Below are 21,564 nucleotides of genomic sequence, written 5' to 3' on the forward strand. Positions count from 1 at the left end.
TTGATCGAAAGCGCATAGGTCCCAGACTCTGTCCGGGACCTATGTTTTTTTGGCTAACCCCAGATTGGCTGGGAACTGGCATCCCGCCCTCCTCGTGGTAGCAGGGGTTCGCGCTCAGGATGGGGAGCAAGCAGTGGCCGGCCTGAAATCCGAACCTGCCCGGGATGTTTGCCGGCTACCGGGAATTAGTTTTCGCGTCCTGCCATGGTTTTTTTCGCTTAGCCCGTACAATCCGGGTGAAGTAGCTGCCTTCAAACGGAGTTTTGACCTGCCTTACCCAAAAAGAACTGGCAAACTGGTAAAAATAATGGAATGCATCTCCATGGGATTTCCGGAGAAAATTTTACATTTAGTGGTGTAAATCCGTTTCAACTGTACCCCTTGCTGATCATGCAACTTCCAATCGCTGTACCGGGCTTCTTTGTTTGCTTTCTGATGTTTTTGTCGACCGAATCTGTCCGTGCGCAGAAAAGCGATTGGCGGGATTTTGCCAATGGAAAGTCTATCTATGCCAGCGGATACATCGACCAGCCCTATGTAGTGGTCTTACCTGACGAAAGCTGGCTCTGTGTGTTCACCACGGGAACCCTGCATGAGGGGGAAATCGGGCAGCACGTGGTCGCTTCCCGGTCTACAAACCAGGGGGCCAGCTGGTCTGAACCTGTAGCCATCGAACCGGCTTCCGGCCCAGCAGCCTCTTGGGTCATGCCCTATCAGACGGATTTTGGGCGGGTCTATGCCTTCTACATCTACAACGGCGAGGAAGTGACTACCCTAAACGGAAAGTCTATCCGAAACGACATGCTGGGTTGGTACTGCTACAAGTATTCCGATGATGGTGGGCAGACCTGGTCAAAACGGTATCGATTGCCAATACGAAAAACCAATGTGGACCGTGGCAACGATTGGGGAGGAGACGTGCAAATTATGTGGGGAATCGGCAAGCCGATTTCCTATGCCGGAGGTATGCTGTTTGCCTTCACCAAATTGGGGAAATACATGCTTGACCAGGGAGAGGGCTGGTTCGTTTGGAGTGAAAACATTGCCACCGAGCGTGAGGTGGAGAAATTGCACTGGAAACTACTGCCCGAGGGAGAAGAGGGACTTCGAAATCCCGCCTTCGGCTCGGTACAGGAAGAACAAAACGTCGTATCCTTGAACAACGGCGACTTGTACAGCATGTATCGGACACGCATGGGATACGCAGCGGATGCCTACAGCCGGGACCGCGGTAAAAGCTGGTCCTTGCCGGAGGTTGCCAGGTATGCCGACGGCCGGAAAATAAAAAATCCCCGTGCCTGCCCCCGGATCTGGAAATGCGACAACGGTAAGTACCTGCTCTGGTACCACGACCACAGTGGGGATGATTTTTCGGACCGCAATCCCGCCTGGATTGCCGGAGGTATTGAGAAAGACGGAAGGATACACTGGTCCCAGCCCGAGATTTTTATTTACGGGGAGGACTTGTCGTACGATACGGGACGCTACAGTTACCCGGATCTGATCGAACAGGACGGGGAGTATTGGGTCACCACTACGAATAAGGCGAGTGGTAGATTGATACCCGTGGACGCAGCGTTGCTGGAGGGGCTCTGGTCTCAACTCGATCCGGGGACTGGCCCGGAACTGCCCGCGCCGGTAGCCGATTTTACGAAGCAGTTCCTCGCTGGTCAGGGGGTGATCCAACTGAAATCCGGTGACTTCGATCGGGAGGGGCCCCTTTTGGAGGCCGGGAATCCTCGTGGAGGTTTTGCCCTCGAGATGGAGTTGGTGTTTTCTTCCTTGAAGCCCGGGCAGGTGCTGCTTGATATGCGGGTGGAGAATGGCGACGGGGTTCTGGTGGAATCGGTCGGCTACCGGCAGGTGCAACTAAGCCTCATGGCTGGGGGCAAGAAAGGCAGTTGGACTTCGGACCCAGGTCAATTAGCCATCGGTTCGTCGCATCGCCTTTCCTTTCTCGTCGACAATGGACCAAAGGTGATTCAAGTTTTGCTCGATGGCGTCCTGGGTGACGGTGGGGAAAGCCGGCAATACGGCTGGACCCGGTACGATCCCGACCTGGGAACCATCCGCTTACCCGAACGTTGGGCAGTCAATTCCGGAGTGGTTCGGGCGGTGAAAATCTACAAAAGACCCCTTTCGGTCTCGGAGGCCATGCGTGCACAAGGACAGGCCCTGTCCGCGGAGTAAACCGGGCGTACGCCTACCAGTCCTTTTTCCAAATGGCCCCTCCCCGGTACCGTTCTCCGACCGGATACCGGGGAGAAGGAGTTACTTCCGATTCCATCAGTTGCCCGATTTTATCCACCAACTCGGGGTGTTTTCCGGCCAGATTATTCGTTTCCGCCGGATCGGTAGACAGGTCGTAGAGTTCGATCGGCTGATTTTTTCCTCTCCGAATGCCTTTCCAGTCACCCATCCGGATTGCCTGGTCGTACCGCTCGCGGGTATGGCCGAAATCCCAGTACAGTACCCGGTCACTGTGGGGAAGCTGCTTGCCCCTTAGCGCCTCGACCTGGGATTGCCCATCCAGTCTTTCCGGTAGGGGTGCACCGGCTAGGGCTGCAAAGGTGGGAAGCATGTCTTGAAATGCCAGGATCGCCGTCGATTCCCGTCCTGCGGGAATCTGGCCGGGCCAGGAGGCGATAAAGGGGACCCGGATGCCTCCCTCGTACAAGTCCCTCTTGAAGCCCTTCAGCATGCCATTGGTTTTAAATCCTTTCCAGGTAGCGCTGTGTCCACCATTATCGGAGGTGAAAATGATCAGGGTGTTCTCCCGGATTCCCAGGGCCTCGAGGAGCGCAATGATTTTCCCAACGTCTTTGTCCAGTCGGTGAATCATGGCGGCGTATTTTTTGGCTCGCTCCGGCCAGTCTTTTTCTGCGTAAGGGCTGGTGGAAGGGACTGTCAATCCGTGCTCGTCCTCCTCGGTTGCCGAAAAATGCGGCAAGGTATACGCTGCGTACAAAAAGAAGGGTGAATCCGCTGCCTGCCGAATAAAATTGAGCGCAGCGTTGGTCAGGATATCATGGCTGTAGTGATTTCTCAGAATGGGGTTATCCAGCAGGTGGATTTTCCGTTCGTCGTGATCCAGATAGCTGGGGAAATAATAGTGGGCATGGTCTTGATTCAGGTACCCGGTCCAGGTATCAAAGCCCATCGCCGTTGCTCGCCCGGCTGTCCGGGCATCGCCAAGGGACCACTTGCCCACGCCTCCTGTTTGGTAGCCGGCGTCTTTTAGCACCTGTGCCAAGGTGATATCTCCTGAGCGCAAGTAGGTTGGGTAATGCGGTACATTATCCCGGGCAACCGTATGGCCGTTGTGTAGGCCTGTCATCAACACGCTCCTGGAGGAGGTGCAGACCGGCCCTCCAGCATAGGCCTGCGTAAAACGGATTCCCTCTGCCGCAAGGGCGTCGATATGGGGTGTTTCAATGTGTTTCTGCCCGTACGGGCCGGTATCCCCATAGCCCAAATCATCGGCCATGATGAATACGATATTGGGCCGGGCTGCTTTGACGGATTGCCGGGCCTCGGTGGACACCAGGGTAGCTAGCCACACTCCTACTGTAGCAATGAGCAATGGTAGCGGCGAAGGCAGGGCACGTGTGAATGGGAAGAGCGGCATAGGGTTGTATTTGTTTGAATAAGGCGATTGAGGAAAGGATTGTCCCGTCCTTGGTTCCGCGATTCCAGTCGAGCCGGTCAACCTGCTGGCAAACCGGATCGGAGTTTCCACACCCACAGTATGTGAACGCATTTCGTGCCGGGAAACCAGTGAAATCTCCTAAAAAACGGAATAATTATTGAATTTTCCCGTAAATGAGCCCATTTTCTGGAACACAACGGAAAAAAGAGATCGCACAAAAAAACCAGGCCAGGGGCCATCCATCCCGTTGCCTTAAGGAAATAACAGGAAATGAAGCCGATACCCTACCATTTTACGCCCCTTTTTTCCTGTAAACGGGGAACAAGCGACTGCGCTCCAGAAAAATATGGCAGCCGCCCGGAATCTGTGGAATTCGCCTATTCCCATTTGGTGGCAGGCCCCAGGCGTAGCCAGATCAATTAGGAGGCAGATGCTGCGGGAGCATGAGGGTATCCTTGTAAGCCCTTTTTGCGAGGCTGGGGCACTTGACCAAATCGGTATATCGTTTTACGCAAGGTTGCGCCCTTTTGCTTTTTTGGCACGCTGCCTTCCGGTGAAGGATCCACTGCATTTTTCTCGGATGTTTGGTTTAAGCTACTAATAACAAATAGGTTGACCGATGTTTATTTTATTATCGGATGAAAAGCCAAATAGAATGATTGATTTCTTCGAACATATATTGAAAAAATCAATGATAATTATTAACCGATAGAAATTGTCTTTGATACGCTATTCATAAAATAACTGGTAAAAAAAGCATGAAAAAATCGATCGTTTTTAGTTGGCTTCTGATCATTGGAGCACTTTTTTCAGGATGTCAACGCACGAGTGAGCCGGAAGCCGATGGGTATTCCGGGGCAACCCAAAAGAGTAATTCCAACCGCATTGCAACCAGTAACAGCGACTGGTGGCCGAATCAGTTGAATCTGAGTATTCTTCGCCAAAATTCTTCCCTATCCAATCCGATGGGGGAATCATTCAATTACGCGGCAGCCTTTACCAGCCTGGATTATCAGGCTTTGAAAAAGGATATAGAGGCGGTGATGACCGAATCGCAGGATTGGTAGCCGGCGGATTACGGGCATTATGGGGGGTTGTTTATCCGCATGGCCTGGCATAGTGCAGGTACCTATCGGACCGGCGATGGTCGCGGGGGCTCCCGTTCCGTACAACAGCGGTTTGCTCCCCTAAATAGCTGGCCGGACAATGCCAATCTCGACAAAGCAAGGCGCTTATTGTGGCCCATCAAACAAAAATACGGAGATAAGATTTCCTGGGCGGATTTGATGGTCCTTACCGGCAACGTTGCACTGGAATCCATGGGCTTCAAGACCTTCGGCTTTGCCGGTGGGAGAGAAGACGTATACGAACCGGAGTTGGACGTATATCGGGGTGCAGAAGGTAAATGGCTTGGTGATGAAAAACGCTATTCTGGCGAGCGGGAATTGGAAAATCCCCTGGCAGCAGTACAAATGGGACTTATCTATGTAAATCCGGAAGGGCCCAATGGCAATCCGGACCCGGTACTGGCGGCCCACGACATTCGCGAAACATTCGGAAGGATGGGCATGAACGACGAAGAAACCGTCGCCCTGATAGCCGGCGGACACACGCTGGGCAAGACCCACGGCGCTGGAGACGCCTCCCATGTCGGGCCGGAGCCCGAGGCCGCCGATATCGAAGCACAAGGCCTGGGATGGAAAAGCACGTACAAGTCGGGTAAGGGAGCCGATGCGATTACTTCCGGGTTGGAAGTAATCTGGACCTCTACTCCGGCTAAATGGAGTCATTTGTTCTTTTTTAACCTGTTCGAAAACGAGTGGGAGTTGACCAAAAGCCCTGCTGGCGCCCATCAGTGGGTAGCCAAAGACCCGAAAATGATGGTTCCGGATGCCTTTGATCCGGAAAAAAAGCACAAGCCCACCATGCTAACTACCGATTTATCCCTACGATTTGATCCGGTTTACGAGAAAATTTCCAAGGGTTTTTACGAAAATCCGGAGAAATTCAACGATGCCTTTGCACGCGCCTGGTTTAAACTTACCCACCGTGATATGGGCCCCAAAACGGCGTATCTGGGTCCGGAAGCACCGACGCAAGATCCTATCCCAGCCGTAAACCATCCCCTGATCAACACCCAAGACATTGGCGCATTAAAGACGCGTTTGTTAAATTCCGGATTGTCAATTAGCGAGCTGGTCAGCACTGCCTGGGCCTCGGCATCCACCTATCGGGGCTCGGATAGAAGAGGCGGCGCCAATGGCGCACGTATCCGTTTGGCTCCACAAAAAGATTGGGAAGTCAACAACCCGGAGCAATTGGCAAAAGTATTGGGAGTGCTTGAAACCATCCAAACCGAATTCAACGAAAACGCCGGAAATAGGAAAGTATCCATGGCCGACCTGATCGTGTTGGGAGGCAATGCTGCCGTGGAACAAGCTGCTGCCAATGCTGGCTACCCAGGAACAAACCGATGTGGCGTCCTTTGACCTGCTGGAGCCCATGGCGGATGGCTTTCGCAATTACCTGAAAACCCAATACACCATTTCTACGGAAGAGTTGTTGCTAGACAAGGCCCAACTACTCACCCTAACCGCTCCTGAAATGACGGTATTGGTGGGCGGCATGCGTGCGCTTAACGCGAACTACGATGGATCCGGGCACGGGATTTTCTCCGATAAGAAAGCGACCCTTACCAATGAGTTTTTTGTGCACCTTCTGGACATAGGGACCGAATGGAAGGCCAGCTCCGAGAGCAAAGAAACCTTTGAAGGAAGGGACCGGGCTACCGGAGAACCGAAGTGGACCGCTACCCGGGCAGACCTGATATTCGGATCCAACTCCGAGTTGCGTGCCCTGGCCGAGGTATACGCCAGCGAAACGTCCAAAGAAAAATTTGTCTCCGACTTCGTTGCTGCCTGGGACAAGGTGATGAAACTCGACCGATTTGACCTGATTTATCAATAAACTCTCTGCAGGTTTTCCGGTTAGGAAAGCAGGCATGACAGCCATGAATTAAGCCAGATCCACGGATCTGGCTTTTTTTTGTTGCGTCCGATCCCAGCGAGGCGTCTCCGACGATAATTCCCCGGTTCTGTTTTTTCAGCCGTCTTCGAAGAGATAGGCGCTAGGTCCGAGGGCGGCTTTTGCCAGGGACGAAGCATTGGCTATCGTGCAGCATCCAGGCACTTACTTTTTTCTGATTTTTATTTAGAATTAGTTTAAATAAACAAAACTTTTATATATTTGTCATCAGAAAACGCAGGGAGGCGTTTTCGAAACCGAAACCAATATTGTAGATAAACCATTTAAATTAGTACTGAATGAAAATTTTGTTTGATAATCGTTACCTAATGCTTTCTGCCCTTTTTATACTGGGGCTTGCCTGTTTTTCGTGTGACAATGGGGACGATCCCATTCGTCCGGACTTACAGCTACCTACCACCTATGACGGCTCGAATTTTTCCACCTCCACTGGCACACAAGCAGCGGTATTGACCCAGCTTTCGTTACTGACCACCGAAATGCAGCGCGGTCGTCAAGGTCAAACGGTTACCTTAGCAACACTGGAGAGCCTGTATGAAGCGGGAAATCCAAGTGTTGAGACCGTTACCACTACCTATTATGCCGATCGAATCACTGGTGCCGACGGTTGGTTGGATGAATTGGCAAAGGCAAGTGGCGGTACGGTGTATACGCCAGGTGAACCCGTGGGACAGGGCGGTACGCTAGGCGGCTATCTGTTTGACGAAAATGGCCTGGAACTGGAGCAACTGGTAGAAAAAGGCTTGTTTGGTGCGGCCCTGTACAACCACGCTACTACGCTGCTGTCTCCCCAAATGACTGGCGAGCAAGTAGATCAGACACTTGCTATTTTTGGTGCTACCCCCGCTTTTTCTAACTCGGGTTCTTCCAACGTTGCTTCGGATGTACGGGACCGCTTCATGGCCAATTACGCTGCACGTCGCGACAAAAATGACGGCAACGGCTTGTATTCCCAAATGAAAGCGGCTTTCCTGAAATTGCAGGCTGCTACTGCGGCAGGTCAGGAGTACCAGGCAGAAAAAGACGAGGCCATCGCAGAAGTGAAGTTACTTTGGGAAAAGGCCAACGCGGCCACGATCATCAATTACTGCCACTCAGCGATTAGTAAGTTGAGCGCAACCAATCCATCTCCCGATGATGTGGGCTCAGCCTTGCATTCTTATGGTGAAGCGGTTGGCTTTTTGCACGGCTGGCGGACCATTCCCCAGGCAGACAAGCGAATTAGCGATGCGCAAATCGATCAATTGCTGGTATTGTTGAATGCACCGCAGGACGGAGTTGCGAGCGCTTACAAATTTGCAACCGACCCTGTAAATGAATTGCCAAAGCTCACGCAAGTGATTGATCAGCTGCAGACGTTGTATGAATTTAGCACCCAGGATATCGAAGATTTCAAGAAAAACTGGGTTAGCGAACAAGGGCGCTAGGCTGTCCCAGGATACGACTCACCAAACTTTTTCTTTGGTGAGTCGTTTTTGAGTTCCCACGTAGTCAAAATCAAAAATAAATTATGAACCGACGATTCTACTCAACCGCTCTGCTCCTGGCATTATTGGTTGGTTTCTTCGCTTGTGAAGAGGGTGAGACACCGATACAGAATAGCTTCGATCGAGGCGAGATGTTGGAAAACATGGCTGAGAACCTGATTATCCCTGCCTACACCGACTTGCAGACGCGCGTTGGTGCCCTGGAAAGCAGTGCCGAGAGCTTTACACAAAATCCCGATATGAATTCCCTGCAGTCCTTACAAGCTGCCTGGGAGGCAGCGTATTCCTCCTGGCAATACGCCAATGCCTACAACTTCGGCCCAGCGGGAGAAGAGGGTATCCGCAGGTCCTTGCTAGAGGAAGTAGGCACCTTTCCCGTCTCTGAGGAAAAAATCGAAAACGCCATTACAGGCACAGCCAATTTCAATGATTTTAACCGGGATGCCCGGGGTTTTCTGGCGGTGGAATACCTGATTTTTGAAACAGGAAATTCGAATGCAACCGTGGTAGAAGCCTTTGCCTCCCAAAACAGGAAAGACTTCCTACTAGGCGCTGTGGCCGATATTGAAAGACGGGTGACCGAGGTGCTTTCGGCATGGAACAGCGGCTATGCTTCCGAATTTATCCAAAATCGGGGTACGGATGTGGGAAGCAGTACCTCCATGCTGTATAATGAATTTGTAAAAAGCTTTGAAAGCGCGAAAAATTTCAAACTGGGTTTGCCACTCGGCAGGAGACCAGGCCAAACCCAAGCAGAACCGCAGTTGGTAGAAGCCCGGTATTCGGGCACCTCTGCTGCCATGCTGAAGGAACACCTGCAGGCCATTGAGCGGATCTGGCAAGGACGCGGCGGGCAGGGGCAAAATGGCCCCGGATTCTGGGAGTACCTGCAATCGGTGGAAGGAGGGGCGGCGCTTATTGAGGCCACCGAGGCACAGATGACAGCGGTAAAGGCTGCACTGGAAGCGTTGCCGGATTCCCCACCCCTCTCGGAGCAAATTCAGCTAGCACCGGAACCTGCCGATCGACTCCATACGGAACTCCAGAAACAGACCCGCTTTTACAAAAGCGATATGTCCTCCCTGCTAGGGATTTCCATTACGTTCAGTAGTGGGGATGGAGACTAAGGGAAAAAAATTCGAAATGTCAATTGATTGCTTCTTGTGCTGACAGGTACTTTCCTTGCTAATTTCCTGGCTTCTATACGCATAGAAGTCCTCTCAAACAAATTGAGGGAGCGCGTTCGAGCGACTCCCTTTTCTGTCTTTCGGGGGGTTTTTGGTCTGCTAATGGCCTTTGGTGCCGCACGCTTTATGTGGCTGGGCTGGATCGAAGACCATTATTCCGATCCGATCGTTCACTTTCATTATTGGGGTTTTGGATGGGTGGAACCCTTCTCGGCGGAGATCCTTTATGCGATCCACTGGGTGATGCTGCTGGCGGCTTTTGGTGTAATGCTTGGGACGCGGTGGCTGTACCGGCTTTCGGCGCTGACCTTGTTCCTAACCTTTACGTATACCGAACTTATCGACCTCACCTACTACCTCAATCATTACTACTATGTAAGTATTGTGTGTGCCCTGCTCTGCATCGTGCCCTCGCCTCCGTCCCTGTGGGACCGGGAAGCACGCATTCCCCGCTGGGTTTTGGTCGTTTTTAAGTTTCAGATCGCCATCGTTTATATCTATGCAGGACTTGCCAAAATCAACTACGATTGGCTCGTTCTGGCATTGCCGCTGAAAATCTGGCTTCCTGCGCACGATACCGTGCCGGTACTGGGTCCCCTTTTCGCCTGGTCGGTGACGCCCTATATTTTTTCCTGGTTTGGGATGCTGTACGATTGCCTCATCGTGTTTTTCCTGCTCTATAAGCCTACCCGAATTTGGGCCTACCTCACGGTTATTGCCTTTCATTCCCTTACGGGGCTGCTCTTTCAGATTGGAATTTTCCCGCTGGTGATGATGGGAGGTACCCTGATTTTCTTTGATTTTGACACGCGTCCACAACTCGCCCTTGCCCCAAAAGCTCCGATCCGGCCCAGAGAGCGCGTACTGGCCGCCGTTTTGCTGCTTCACTTCGCTTTCCAGCTGATTTTTCCCTGGCGGTACCTGCTGTACGAGGGGAATGTATTCTGGACGGAACAAGGGTACCGGTTTGGCTGGCGCGTCATGCTCATGGAGAAAGCGGGTACCGCCACATTTTATGTCAAGGATAGCCAAACAGGCCGGGAGGGCGTCGTCGATAACCGGGAATTTTTAAACCCCCATCAGGAAAAACAAATGGCCATGCAGCCGGATATGATTCTACAATTTGCCCATTTTCTCGGTACACACTATGCCGAGCAAGGGGTTCAGGGCCCGCAGGTGCGCGCGGAAGTCTATGTCACCCTCAACGCGCGTCCGAGCCGTTTACTCATCGACCCAACCGTTGACCTAATGAAGGAAACCGATTCCTTTCGACCCAAAACCTGGATAGTACCCTTTGAAAACAATGCAGAAAATGCCCTATCGCAGTAACGAATATAAGACAATAAAGAAACGAAAAGGAGTAGCCAGGTCGTTGCTTCCCCTGTTGATGCTATTGGCTGGGGTAGCCCTGTCTTTTCAGGTTCGGGCCCAGACTTTTACTCTTTCCGGGACCGTTCGCATCGTGGGGGAGGCCTGTATGGGTACGCCCAAAGTGGTGGTTCGCGGCAGCAGTCTGGGGGTTTCAGTGGATGCAGTGGGGAGTTTTCGGCTGGAGGGTATACCGGCAGGGGAACAGACGCTGGTGGCGTTTTGCCTGGGCAAAAAGATGGCCGAACAAACGCTTATTGTCGATCGGGATACAGAGGGTTTGGAATTTGTGTTGGCGGATATTGAAAACGAGCTCGAGGACGTTCAGGTGGATGGAAGCAGGGCAGAAAGTTTTGCTGCCGCCCGTTTGGCCTCCGTGGAGAATTTTGGTGTCTACGACGGTCGCAAAAGTGAAGTCATCGTACTCAAAGAAATGGTTGCCAATACCGCCACCAACAACGCAAGGCAGGTATATTCGCGGATTACCGGACTCAATATCTGGGAAAGCGACCAAACCGGGTTGCAGCTCGGGATTGGTGGCCGGGGACTAAGTCCCAACCGTACCTCGAATTTTAATGTACGGCAGAACGGCTACGACATTTCAGCGGATGCCCTGGGTTATCCGGAGTCCTACTATACGCCTCCAGTGGAGGCCCTGGAGCGAATCGAAATCGTACGGGGTGCCGCTTCCCTGCAATACGGTACGCAGTTTGGCGGCATGCTTAATTTTCGCTTTCGCCGGGGAACCGAAGATGCCAAAATACGCCTAACCAGCCGCCAATCCGCGGGTTCCTGGGGGTACTTCGGATCGTTCAATAGCCTGGAGGGTACGGTAGGAAACCTCCGCTATTACACCTTTTACCAGCACAAACGCGGAGATGGGTACCGTCCCAATTCCGGATTTACGGCGCACAATTTCTATACCTCCCTGGACTATACTTTTAGCGAAAAACTATCGGCCAGCCTGGAGCTTACCAAGATGACCTACCTCACCCAGCAAGCGGGTGGCCTGACCGATCGGCAGTTTGAGGAAAATCCCCGTCGCTCCTTTCGGGACCGAAATTGGTTTAATGTGGACTGGAACCTTGCCGCCCTGGCATTTACCTATAATTTTTCCGATCGGACGAAGCTCAATACGCGTAATTTCGCCTTGCTGGCCTCCCGCCAATCCGTCGGCAACCTGGAGCGCATCAACGTCGCCGACTTTGGTGAGGAACGGACGCTGATTGCGGGCGATTTTCGGAATTTCGGTAACGAAACCCGGTTGTTGCATTGGTACCGCATGGGGAAGGAGACCCAGACCTTTCTGGTCGGAACACGCGCTTATCACGGTACCACCACTGCCAAACAAGGCTGGGGAAGCCGGGGCGCGGACGCGGATTTCCGGTACCTGAACCCGAATGATTTGGAGGATTCGGACTACGTTTTCCCCAACCGCAACTACGCCCTGTTTGCTGAAAATATCATCAATTTCAGCCCGAAATTTAGCCTGACCCCTGGTGTCCGTCTGGAAAACATCCAAACCTATGCAGATGGCTATTACAAACAATACGTGTTTGACGGGGCAGGTAATGTCCTGGTAGAAAACCGTTTTGACGAGGAATTGGAGCGCCGGCGCAGTTTTCTGCTCTTTGGGCTGGGCTCGAGTTACCGGCAAAGCGAATCCGTGGAGTTCTACGCGAATATTTCGCAGAATTACCGGGCAATTAATTTTACCGATTTGCGCATTAACAACCCGAATTTACGGGTGGATCCTGCGATTACCGACGAGCAGGGGTATACTGCCGATTTGGGGGTAAAGGGTAGTAAGAGCGATCGGTATACCTACGAAGTCACCTTGTTTTACCTGCGGTACTTTGGCAAAATCGGCCAGGTACTTCGTACCGATTCGGTGCTATTTAACGACTACCGGTACCGTACCAATATTGCGGATGCCCGGAATATGGGGCTGGAGGCATTTGGCGAAGTTTCCCTACTCAATCTACTGGGAAAAGATAGCGAGCGGATAAAATGGACGCTATTCGGTAACTTCTCCCTGATAGACGCCCGGTACATCCGCACCCAGGATGCGGCCATTCGCAATAAAAACGTAGAGATGGTACCTCCGGTAACGGTAAAACTGGGAAGTACCGCACGTTACAAGGGACTTTCCGTCTCGGCCCAGTATTCCTACGTGGATGCTCATTTTTCCGATGCCTCGAATGCCGTTCGAACGGCTACGGCGGTGGAAGGGCTGATTCCTTCCTATGCCGTGGCAGATATTTCTGCCATTTACCGGTGGAAGTCGCTTGCACTTGAAGTCAGTGTCAACAACCTCTTTGATGAGCAGTACTTTACCCGGCGCGCAGATGCCTATCCGGGACCGGGCATTATCGCTGCAGATGGCCGTGGTTTCTATGCAACGCTGGAAATGAACTTTTGACCTGCAATCGGTGGCACAATTGATTCAGCAGGGTTGCTTCCCGCAACAGGCACAGGTCCGTTTCGGGTATGGGGCAAACCGGATTAAGCTGTTCCTCCTCACGTTTTCCAGGCAGTTTCGGAAGGATCGGGCCTGGTTTAATCGTTTTTTTTGCAGGCACCCGGGAAGGGATAAAAAAAGCCAGGCCCCACGAGTACCTGGATTTTTAATCTACAAATAACCTATTTTTCTCATTGTAACAGCTGTGAATTCGGTGGTGCAAGAGGCCGAATTCCAATGACCGGACTACCTCCTGAGTGGACTGGCGTCGAAATGGTTTTCCTGTTCGGTGATGTTACCTGCATCATCGATTTGAAAGCGGTCGGCCACCCGTAAGTTGATGTCCGAAAACCTTAGTGTAATATCTACCCTGCTAATGATGGAAGTTTGCTCTTCGTTGTAGAAATGATCCAAGACAGTAACGGATATACCCTCCAGCAGCGGTTCCAGGGGAAGCCACCACTGTTCGTAGACGTTGAGAACCCCTACGATCGGCTCATGAACGCCCCCTGGAGCGATTGGCGCACGAAAGATGATATCATCACTAAAGGGAATCAGGGAAAAGGATTTTGTCCGCAAGCCGTCGAAGTACGCCTCGGCGGCTTTTTTTAGCAGTTTTTTTCTGTTTTGTTCAAGGAGTGCATTTTTCATGACTGGATTTGTTTAGATGGTATTGGCGATTGTTTAGTTTTCAGCAGGAATGGTTTGCTTTGTTTGTATCCCTCAAGCTTGCCCACGATTACCTGTTTCTTGCACCCATTTCTGTTCGCATGCAAACGAAGTAATGGTACAATTCAACAGGCTACCCCGAAACGTATGGCTGCGGGGTAGTTCTGCTTTTGACAACATGTTGGCCCAGCAAGCCCAAGGGCCTACATCCAATCCGTGTTGCCCGTTACTGCCAGGGTGAATGTCCTGGGAGTTTTCCACCATTGTTTTTGGCTAATAAGGCTATTTCCCGCGGGCAAGGAGAAACGCTGCCTGAGCGGAAGGTGAAAACACCTGTTCCAGCGAACCTTGTTTACTGCTTTTGCCTGTTCTTCCGATGGGTTGCTATTTTGTGCAGATCCCACAGGGATACCGGGGCCGGTAGCGTCTGTAGGAAGGCTGTGGCCGCCCGTATTTTTTTCCGTAAAGGGAGGAATTGCCGTATCTTGGGTTTGCGCAGCATCGGTTTGCTTACACGTTGTCGAGAAACTCCCAGGTTGCTGAAACCTTTTCTTCACCGGTTAGTCGAGCATTTCCATATTGCGGTCTCTTCTCCGGAGCAGGAAGCGGTTTGTCAAGCTGGTGTCCTTTTTTAGTTTCAGTACTCCCGGGTTGTTGGTGCCTTGAGCCAAACTATAACAGGTACTGGAAAGAGTAATGGTGGTTGAAATACGGAATTTTTTCATGGGTAGTGCATTTGGTAGGGATTGGTAGTGTAATAGGGTGGAGCAAGGTTGGCAGCGACGCTATTACAGGCGTTACGTTTCTTAGTGTATCGCATCCGTTCGGAAAATTGGTAGTAAGGCCGAATGCGCGTGGTTTCCAGGTACGGTCGGTTTCCACGAGACCGCATAAGGTTCGGTTTTTTTTGGCGGGATGCATCGGTATTCACTTTCTTGGATGGTATCGACGGTAGTAGCGGTCCGTTTGGAGCGGTTCAAGCGTGCAGGAGTATTGTTTCCATTACTATGGGCATCGCTATCTCAAAGAAGTAGGTAATGGATTGCTGGTGCAGCAGTGTTAGGGGTATGTCAGCAAAGCTGTTCCACGAAATGTTCGTGGTCCCAGAACACTTTTATTTCCTCAATTTTGTTTTGTTCATTAAAACGGAAAATGAAGATGTGCTCCGAAACAAAGAATTTCCCCTGGCTTGGTAGTCCTGCAAAGTCCTTTTCCTGTGTTCCGAAAATCTCTACCGTACAGGTCACTTCGTTTTCGGCCATGTTGTATTGCTGATCAATAACCGTATTGTCTAAATCTGGAAAAGAATCCATAAGCGCGGACCAAACACCCATTCCGACCTCTTTGATTTTCCCGCTAAATCCGCTGCCCAGCGGGATAAATGAAACCTTTCCATCAGGCCTGCACAGGCCGAGCATCCGGTCTGCTTCCATGTCTTGATACGCTGAAAAAAAGTCCGTGCAGATCCCTTTTTTAACGAGAATTTCCTGATTCGCTTTACTTGTTTTTGTTGTTGCTTTCATCCTTTTGTTCGTTGTTGGTGAGTTATGGATGGGTTAATGAAGTAGTGATTTAGTTTCGGGCAATGGAGTGCTTTCTCCGAATGCTTTTGATCAAATTTACATCAACCAGCATTGCCATACGTGTAAAAATGTGTGTGGCGATTGCCAATCACGGGGAATTGCTTTTTTCCGGCAAAGGTTTTCCGCATCGCTGTTTTTATTTATCGGTTAAAGATTGGGTTTGGTACCTTGCACTCCTTTCTGCGTGCCTACTTTCAAGGGGTATGCCTGCCGGTGAAGGATCAAAACAAACATAATGAATGATGTGGGAAGAAATTAGGTCAAATGTTCCAAAAATTGCGACAGATGTTCCACCAGCAAAAAAGGCATTTTCATCCAATGTCTTCGGGAAGGCATGTGGGTGGTAGCTACGCCAACGGAAGGTACAATCAATCCATGTGTACTTTCAAAACCAGCTTTACCGGCGAGGGGCTTTCTTGCTAACCCCTGTCCTGTTGAAACCGGTCTCCGTTGTACCTAAGACAGCCCTTTCGTACTATTTGTCCAAATAGCGAATCAATTCCCGGTGTTTTTGGTGGTAGTCGGAAGGGTTCATGTGGTTGAACGTTTTATAATCTTTTATCAAATGGGACTGGTCATGGAAACCGTTTGCAGCTACTATGTCCTGCCAGTCAATTTTTTCCCGATTGGCTACGGTATTGGATAAGTAGCTAAATCGTTTGATTCGCGCGTACAGCTTGGGAGAAATGCCTACTTTTTCCAAAAACCGTTTTTCCAGGTACCGTCTGCTTACAGAAAATTGGCGTAGTACTTCCTCAATGGAAACCATCCCCGCCTTTGTATGAATAAAGTCAATCGCTTCGTCGATGATACTGAGTTTTGATTTGGCTGCAGATAGGAACGTTTCCAAAAAAGTTTCCAAAATCAAAACCTTTTTCTCAGGGTCGCAGCTGCCTTTTAGGGAGCGATGCGTTGCCTGAATGCTCTCACCCAGGACCTTTGCCAGGTCCATGCGTCGGTTGACCAGTTCAGGCATGGGGAACCCAAAAATATTATACAAGGAAGCGGGGTGCAGGACTGCGCCAATCATCCCTATTTTTCCGTTTACCTGCAGGTGGTAATTTGCCGTAAACTGTCCGGAGGCAAAGATCAGGGGGACTTGTTCTTTTTGGTCTTCGGTTTGGTACGCCCAACAGGGGTCGGCGTAATTAAAAACCAAGCCAATCTATCCGGAGGGAGGACTTTGGGCCAGTATTTTCTCCTCCTTTTCACTTTCCCAAATAAAGAAGCAGTCCACATAGGGGCGAAGTTGCTCGGAAGGAAGGTGTTTTGTATACTTCATTGGGATAAGGGAATGGGATAAAGACCCGATTTCAGTAGTTCCGTCTGAATTAGTACTATATATTCGTATAAAAAAATGAAATAAAAAAAAGGTTGCAAATAAAATTTCAATGGTAGGCATCCTTACGCTTCCTGGAATCTTCTGCAGGGAGCCCGGTACACTTCTGGCAGGAATAAATGGGTGGTTGGCTACCGGCAGCAGTTCCTTGAATTTTTCCCGTAGTCGACGGTGAGTAGCCGAGAATGAATGGATCGCGGCCATATGATTGGCTGGTACTAACCAAAAAGACACCCGCTTTCATCCACTGATCAACACAGCCTCGTCCACTTAAATTGCTGGTAGGTTAACAGGGAAATGCCGGTGGGGCTGTCGGCCGAACCGAGTAGAAACTGCGTTGAAGAAAAAATGATGCGGAGAATCGATACAATGACTTGTATTTCGGAATTTATGGTGATAGTATTGCTGGAAACTCCTGAGCATCACCGACTACAATGAGCCCAAAAATCCGCTGGTACGTATTGGCCCTGGTTTTCCTGGCCACTGGTTTGAATTTCCTTGACAGGCAGGTACTCTCCATGACCATCCTCAAGATTCAGGAGGAATTGTCCATTTCGGACGTGCAGTACGGATGGGTCAATACGGGCTTTCTCGTCAGCTATGCCCTGATGTTTACCGTAGGCGGCCGCTTGATTGACAAGGTAGGAGGAAAGGTAGGTCTGGGCATCTCGGTGGGCGTCTGGTCGGTGGCCAGTGCCCTGCATGGACTTATGGGCAATTTTTACCAGTTGGTGGGATTCCGGTTTTTGCTGGGCATGGGGGAAGGAGGCTGTTTTCCCGGAGCAGCGAAGACCGTGTACGAATGGTTTGGGAAAAAGGAGCGGGCCCTGGCCAACGGCGTGGCCATTGGTGGGGCGGCCATTGGTGCCGTTGTAGCGCCTCCCCTGACCATCCTGATTTCCGGGCAGTACGGCTGGCGTTGGGCCTTTATCCTGCCGGGCCTGGTTGGCCTGGTCTGGGTCGTCGCCTGGTTTGGCCAACCCTGGAAAAAAAGTCTGCATGCGCAGAGTCAGCTGAGCCGTCCCCTAACGGAAAAGCCGATTCGGGTTCCAATGGTCGACTTATTGAAAAACAGGACCGTGTGGGCATTTATTTTGATCCGCTTTTTGCTGGACCCGGTGTTTTATTTTCTGATGTTTTGGGTACCCAAATACCTCAATCAGGAGCGTGAACTGTCCTTCGAGCGGATCGGGGAACTGTTTTGGATCCCCTTTCTGGCCTTGGGCTTGTCAAACATGCTGGGCGGCTGGTGTTCGGATAAGCTTATTGCCCGAAACCTGAGCATCAATGCCGCCAGAAAATGGGTCATGGGTTTTGCAGCTGCGGTCACCCTGGTGGCGCCTTTTATTTCTACCGTTTCCTCGGTGGAGGTAGCCATTTTACTTATGTCGCTAGTAATGCTGGCCCACGGGTTTTGGATCACTAACTACATTACGGCCATTGCGGATATGTTTGGCAATCAGGCCACCTCCACGGTGGTGGGACTGTCGGGAACGGCCGGGGCGATTTCCGGCATGCTCTTGAATCCGGTTATTGGCTGGGTGGCACAAAATTATTCCTACGGTCCCTTGTGGTTGGTTTCTGGGCTGATGTATCCCCTGGCTTTTTGTATATTGCTTATCCGAATACCCTCGATTACTGCGCTGGAATTCAAGCCGCCAAAAGGCGCAGGTGCCGGGTGATTCGCCAATACTTCACCGAGCAGAAACATGGAAAAACACACAAATGAACAAAATCCAGCCGGGGAGCAGCAGCCCTGGGAACGAAGACAGGAAACCAGGCCCCGGATCGGCGTGTTTGGGGTGGGATACGTCAAGTACTGGCCCCAATTCGAAGGCTTGTTGGAAGATCTCTTAGAAAAACAACGGGTGTTTCTCGATAAACTTGCGCCCCTGTCGGTGGAGGTCATTGATTTTGGCATGGTAGACGATGCCCAAGCCGCTTATGCCCTGGTGCCCAAACTCAAGGCGGCCAATCTGGATTTGATCTTTTGCGACATGCTGACCTACGCTACCTCCAGCACCTTTGGCGTGATCATCAAGACTATCGAGACGCCCATCGTATTGGTGGCCTTACAACCGGACAAGGCCATGGACTACAGCCGGGCCTCTACCTACATGCAGCTGTACAACGACGATGTGTGCTCCCTGCCCGAATTTGCAGGCGTAGCGCTGCGCATGGGCAAACCAGTGCCCGAGATCATCATCGGCACGCTGCACGAGGACCCGGGAGCCGATGCGCAAATCGAGGAGTTTTGCCGCATTGCCCGGGTGCTGCATGGATTGAAAAATGCCCGAATCGGCCATATCGGGCATCCCATCGAGGCCATGCTCGACATGCATACCGATGCGACTATGCTAACGGCGCATTTTGGGGTACACGTGGTGCAGTGCGAGGCCAATCAACTTGTGCACCAGTATGTCCACCAAGTGAGCGAGGCAGAGGTAGGCCAGGAGGAAAAGCGCATCCTGTCGTTTTTTGATACACCGGACCCGGTGTCCGACCCCATTTCCGAAAAATTGCGACCGGCCGATTTACAAGTGGCCGCGAGGGCTTCCCTGGCCTTAAAAAAATTTGTGGCTAGCGAAAAACTGGACGGCCTGGCCTATTACTACAATGGTGAGCCCGAAAGCGATACCCAACAAGTAATGGCCAATCTGATCGTGGGCAATTCCCTGCTCACCAGCTCGGGTTTTCCCATGTGTGGGGAATCGGATTTAAAGACCTGTTTGGCTCTATTTATCATGGACCGTTTGGGGATCGGTGGAAGCTTTGCGGAGTTTCATCCGGTGGATTTCATCGAAAACTTTATCCTGGTGGGCCATGATGGCCCACACAACATCTCCATCGCCCAGGGGAAGCCGGTCTTGCGAAGTTTAAAGAAATACCACGGCAAGCCCGGCTTTGGTGCTGGCGTGGAGTTTAAGATCAAGGAAGGGCCCATTACCATGTTAAGCATAAGCTCGACCTTCGAAGGAAAATTCAAATTTGTAATCGCCGAAGGAGAATCGGTGGAAGGCCCCATCCCTCCCACCGGGAATACCAATACCCGGGGTTTCTTTAAGCCGGATGTGCGCACCTTTCTTACGAAATGGATCAAGGAAGGGCCTACCCACCATTTTGCGCTGGGCATTGGGCACCATGCCGGTAGTATTCAGAAAATTGCCAACTACCTGCATATAGAATCGGTGGTGGTATCGTAAACCCAGTACAATCCAAAACCAAATGCCCATGAAAACCGCTTTTAATCTGATCCAAAAGAAATCCAATTCGGGCCGGCACCCTCGTCCTGTAGGATATAGCAAAGGCTATTTGTATAATCTTTTGAGAAATGTACGTTTATGGGCCTATCCGCTGTCGCTGTTTTCCGCCTTGCTGGTTTTTTCGAGCTGTTCCCAGAAAGAGGGGGAGGAAAAATCAAGCCCGAATATCCTGATTATCCTAACCGATCAGCAAACCAATGATGCCATCAGTTACCTGGGTAATCCCCATTTGGCGACACCCGCGATGGATCAGTTGGCAGCAGAAGGTACCTGTTTTACAGCATCGTACTGTACCAGTCCGGTATGCGGCCCCGCCAGAAGCAGCCTGATTACCGGACGGATGCCCCACGAAACGGGCGTTGTCTGGAATTCCACCCATATTGATTCCTCCCTGCCCACGATTGGCCATCTTTTTCAAGAAGCAGGATATCAGACAGCCTGGGCAGGAAAATGGCACCTTCCCCAAGCCTATCCCGCCAAAGCGGGAATGGATTCGGTGGCCGGTTTTCAGGTGATTCCCTTTCAGTCCCTGGATGAAGCCTGGGACCTGGGTGCAGACACGGATGGTCCCATTGCAGATGCGGCAGTGCAGTATATACGTGCATACAATGAAGAAGCCCCTTTCCTTCTAGCCGTTTCCCTGCACAATCCCCATGACATCTGTTACGTGCCCAGAAGACCGGAGGACTATGCCAGGGCCGATGAGTTGGACTCGCTCCCTCCCTTGCCTCCGAACTTTGAAATTGCCGAAGATGAGCCTGAATTCCTGGATGAGAAGCGGTTGATGGACCATTATGGGGATGAGCTGTTGTTAACCAGCGACTACAGCCCCGAAGACTGGCGAGCCTACCTGTACCATTATTACCGGTTTACGGAGATGGTGGACAAAGAGATCGGGAAGATCCTGCGGGCTTTAACAGACAAAGGTCTGGATGACAATACGATTGTGGTCCTGACCAGCGAACATGGCGATGGTGCCGCTGCGCACCGCTGGGCGGCCAAATTGAGTTTATATGAAGAGGCAGCTACGGTGCCCTTTATTATCCGCTGGAAGGGGCACATTCCCTCCGGAACGATTAACAGGGATCAGTTGGTATCCGGGATGGACCTGGCACCCACCTTATTGGATTATGCCGGTATCGGCAAAAATATCCAATTTACCGGTAAAAGCCTGAAGCCGATCTTGGAAGATCCCCGGAAGAATTTACGGGACTATTTGGTGGTGCAGTTGGCCGACGATAAACTGGATTCCAGCAGGCATGCGCGAATGATTCGGGATAAGCGCTTTAAATATAACCTGTATAATCAGGGAGAACGCAACGAACAATTGTTTGATCTGTGGGAAGATCCGGGCGAAACGATGAATCTGGCCGATGCAGTAAATTACCTGTCAGTCAAAAACCGGCTGAAAGGGGCATTGGCCGAATGGATCCGGGAGCACAACGATCCATTTCTGGAATGGCGTCCATTGCCGGAAAACGGTTCCCTTGCCCCCTAGTACCAAATGTCCCCC

The 21,564-nt window shown here is 51.3% G+C and carries 14 protein-coding genes and 1 pseudogene; 10 read left to right on the forward strand and 5 right to left on the reverse strand.

All coding sequences use genetic code 11. The features are described 5' to 3' along the window. The first annotated feature begins 49 nt into the window (after nt 1–49). Together BMW71_RS21830 and BMW71_RS21835 are read left to right on the forward strand one after the other, a co-directional pair. Nucleotides 50–361, forward strand: a complete 312-nt coding sequence (locus tag BMW71_RS21830; protein WP_143057729.1) for a hypothetical protein — start codon at nt 50–52, stop codon at nt 359–361. Between the two features lie 29 nt (nt 362–390). Further along, complete coding sequence (locus BMW71_RS21835) at nt 391–2,190, forward strand: sialidase family protein (RefSeq protein WP_177179730.1); 1,800 nt, start codon at nt 391–393, stop codon at nt 2,188–2,190. Between the two features lie 13 nt (nt 2,191–2,203). On the opposite strand, the gene BMW71_RS21840 is transcribed toward BMW71_RS21835, so the two are convergent. Further along, on the reverse strand, nt 2,204–3,760 hold the full coding sequence (locus BMW71_RS21840) for an arylsulfatase (protein ID WP_244891273.1): 1,557 nt from the start codon (nt 3,758–3,760) through the stop codon (nt 2,204–2,206). A gap of 647 nt (nt 3,761–4,407) precedes the next feature. Here BMW71_RS21840 and katG point away from each other — a divergent pair. The 5 genes and pseudogenes from katG to BMW71_RS21865 all read left to right on the forward strand — a co-directional run bounded on the left by katG (nt 4,408) and on the right by BMW71_RS21865 (nt 13,158). Then, nucleotides 4,408–6,616, forward strand: a pseudogene (gene katG / locus BMW71_RS21845) (catalase/peroxidase HPI). A 356-nt stretch (nt 6,617–6,972) separates the two neighbouring features. Beyond that, complete coding sequence (locus tag BMW71_RS21850) at nt 6,973–8,121, forward strand: hypothetical protein (RefSeq protein WP_092178663.1); 1,149 nt, start codon at nt 6,973–6,975, stop codon at nt 8,119–8,121. A gap of 83 nt (nt 8,122–8,204) precedes the next feature. Next, nucleotides 8,205–9,308, forward strand: a complete 1,104-nt coding sequence (locus tag BMW71_RS21855) for an imelysin family protein (protein ID WP_092178664.1) — start codon at nt 8,205–8,207, stop codon at nt 9,306–9,308. A 102-nt stretch (nt 9,309–9,410) separates the two neighbouring features. Beyond that, nucleotides 9,411–10,697, forward strand: coding sequence for an HTTM domain-containing protein (locus tag BMW71_RS21860; protein WP_244891274.1), 1,287 nt, complete (start codon nt 9,411–9,413; stop codon nt 10,695–10,697). Further along, on the forward strand, nt 10,681–13,158 hold the full coding sequence (locus tag BMW71_RS21865) for a TonB-dependent receptor domain-containing protein (protein ID WP_244891275.1): 2,478 nt from the start codon (nt 10,681–10,683) through the stop codon (nt 13,156–13,158). Before BMW71_RS21860 ends, BMW71_RS21865 begins: the two co-directional genes overlap by 17 nt. Before the next feature lie 285 nt (nt 13,159–13,443). On the opposite strand, the gene BMW71_RS21875 is transcribed toward BMW71_RS21865, so the two are convergent. The 4 genes from BMW71_RS21875 to BMW71_RS21885 form a co-directional block, all read right to left on the reverse strand. Next, complete coding sequence (locus tag BMW71_RS21875; protein ID WP_092178667.1) at nt 13,444–13,848, reverse strand: nuclear transport factor 2-like protein; 405 nt, start codon at nt 13,846–13,848, stop codon at nt 13,444–13,446. Between the two features lie 578 nt (nt 13,849–14,426). Next, the gene (locus BMW71_RS23795) at nt 14,427–14,591 is read right to left on the reverse strand and encodes a hypothetical protein (RefSeq protein ID WP_177179731.1); all 165 of its coding nucleotides are present in this window, start codon (nt 14,589–14,591) and stop codon (nt 14,427–14,429) included. Nucleotides 14,592–14,936: 345 nt separating this feature from the next. Further along, the gene (locus BMW71_RS21880) at nt 14,937–15,389 is read right to left on the reverse strand and encodes a nuclear transport factor 2 family protein (RefSeq protein WP_092178668.1); all 453 of its coding nucleotides are present in this window, start codon (nt 15,387–15,389) and stop codon (nt 14,937–14,939) included. A 535-nt stretch (nt 15,390–15,924) separates the two neighbouring features. Further along, nucleotides 15,925–16,608, reverse strand: a complete 684-nt coding sequence (locus BMW71_RS21885) for a helix-turn-helix domain-containing protein (protein WP_092178669.1) — start codon at nt 16,606–16,608, stop codon at nt 15,925–15,927. 614 nt (nt 16,609–17,222) lie between these two features. On the opposite strand from BMW71_RS21885, the gene BMW71_RS21895 reads away from it, so the two are divergent. The 3 genes from BMW71_RS21895 to BMW71_RS21905 are packed head-to-tail and all read left to right on the forward strand — an operon-like array spanning nt 17,223 to nt 21,549. Further along, a complete protein-coding gene (locus BMW71_RS21895; protein ID WP_092178671.1) occupies nt 17,223–18,470 on the forward strand; it encodes an MFS transporter in 1,248 nt (415 codons plus the stop codon). A 27-nt stretch (nt 18,471–18,497) separates the two neighbouring features. After that, entirely contained in the window at nt 18,498–19,991 is a 1,494-nt protein-coding gene (locus BMW71_RS21900) for an L-fucose/L-arabinose isomerase family protein (RefSeq protein WP_092178672.1), read from the forward strand. A 28-nt stretch (nt 19,992–20,019) separates the two neighbouring features. Beyond that, nucleotides 20,020–21,549 carry a sulfatase family protein gene (locus BMW71_RS21905; protein WP_177179732.1) on the forward strand — a complete coding sequence of 510 codons (1,530 nt, stop codon included), beginning with the start codon at nt 20,020–20,022 and terminating at the stop codon, nt 21,547–21,549. The last annotated feature ends 15 nt before the right edge of the window (nt 21,550–21,564 follow it).

It is taken from the genome of Cyclobacterium xiamenense (genome assembly GCF_900109255.1).
GTDB classification, from domain to species: domain Bacteria; phylum Bacteroidota; class Bacteroidia; order Cytophagales; family Cyclobacteriaceae; genus Cyclobacterium; species Cyclobacterium xiamenense.

Bases quoted from the DNA above. Each gene is read 5' to 3' on its own strand.
- BMW71_RS23795 (WP_177179731.1), bottom strand. From the start codon at position 14,591: ATGAAAAAATTCCGTATTTCAACCACCATTACTCTTTCCAGTACCTGT.
- BMW71_RS21880 (WP_092178668.1), bottom strand. From the start codon at position 15,389: ATGAAAGCAACAACAAAAACAAGTAAAGCGAATCAGGAAATTCTCGTT.
- BMW71_RS21850 (WP_092178663.1), top strand. From the start codon at position 6,973: ATGAAAATTTTGTTTGATAATCGTTACCTAATGCTTTCTGCCCTTTTT.
- BMW71_RS21900 (WP_092178672.1), top strand. From the start codon at position 18,498: ATGGAAAAACACACAAATGAACAAAATCCAGCCGGGGAGCAGCAGCCC.
- BMW71_RS21840 (WP_244891273.1), bottom strand. From the start codon at position 3,760: ATGCGTTCACATACTGTGGGTGTGGAAACTCCGATCCGGTTTGCCAGC.
- BMW71_RS21905 (WP_177179732.1), top strand. From the start codon at position 20,020: ATGAAAACCGCTTTTAATCTGATCCAAAAGAAATCCAATTCGGGCCGG.
- BMW71_RS21835 (WP_177179730.1), top strand. From the start codon at position 391: ATGCAACTTCCAATCGCTGTACCGGGCTTCTTTGTTTGCTTTCTGATG.
- BMW71_RS21895 (WP_092178671.1), top strand. From the start codon at position 17,223: ATGAGCCCAAAAATCCGCTGGTACGTATTGGCCCTGGTTTTCCTGGCC.
- BMW71_RS21875 (WP_092178667.1), bottom strand. From the start codon at position 13,848: ATGAAAAATGCACTCCTTGAACAAAACAGAAAAAAACTGCTAAAAAAA.
- BMW71_RS21865 (WP_244891275.1), top strand. From the start codon at position 10,681: ATGCCCTATCGCAGTAACGAATATAAGACAATAAAGAAACGAAAAGGA.
- BMW71_RS21855 (WP_092178664.1), top strand. From the start codon at position 8,205: ATGAACCGACGATTCTACTCAACCGCTCTGCTCCTGGCATTATTGGTT.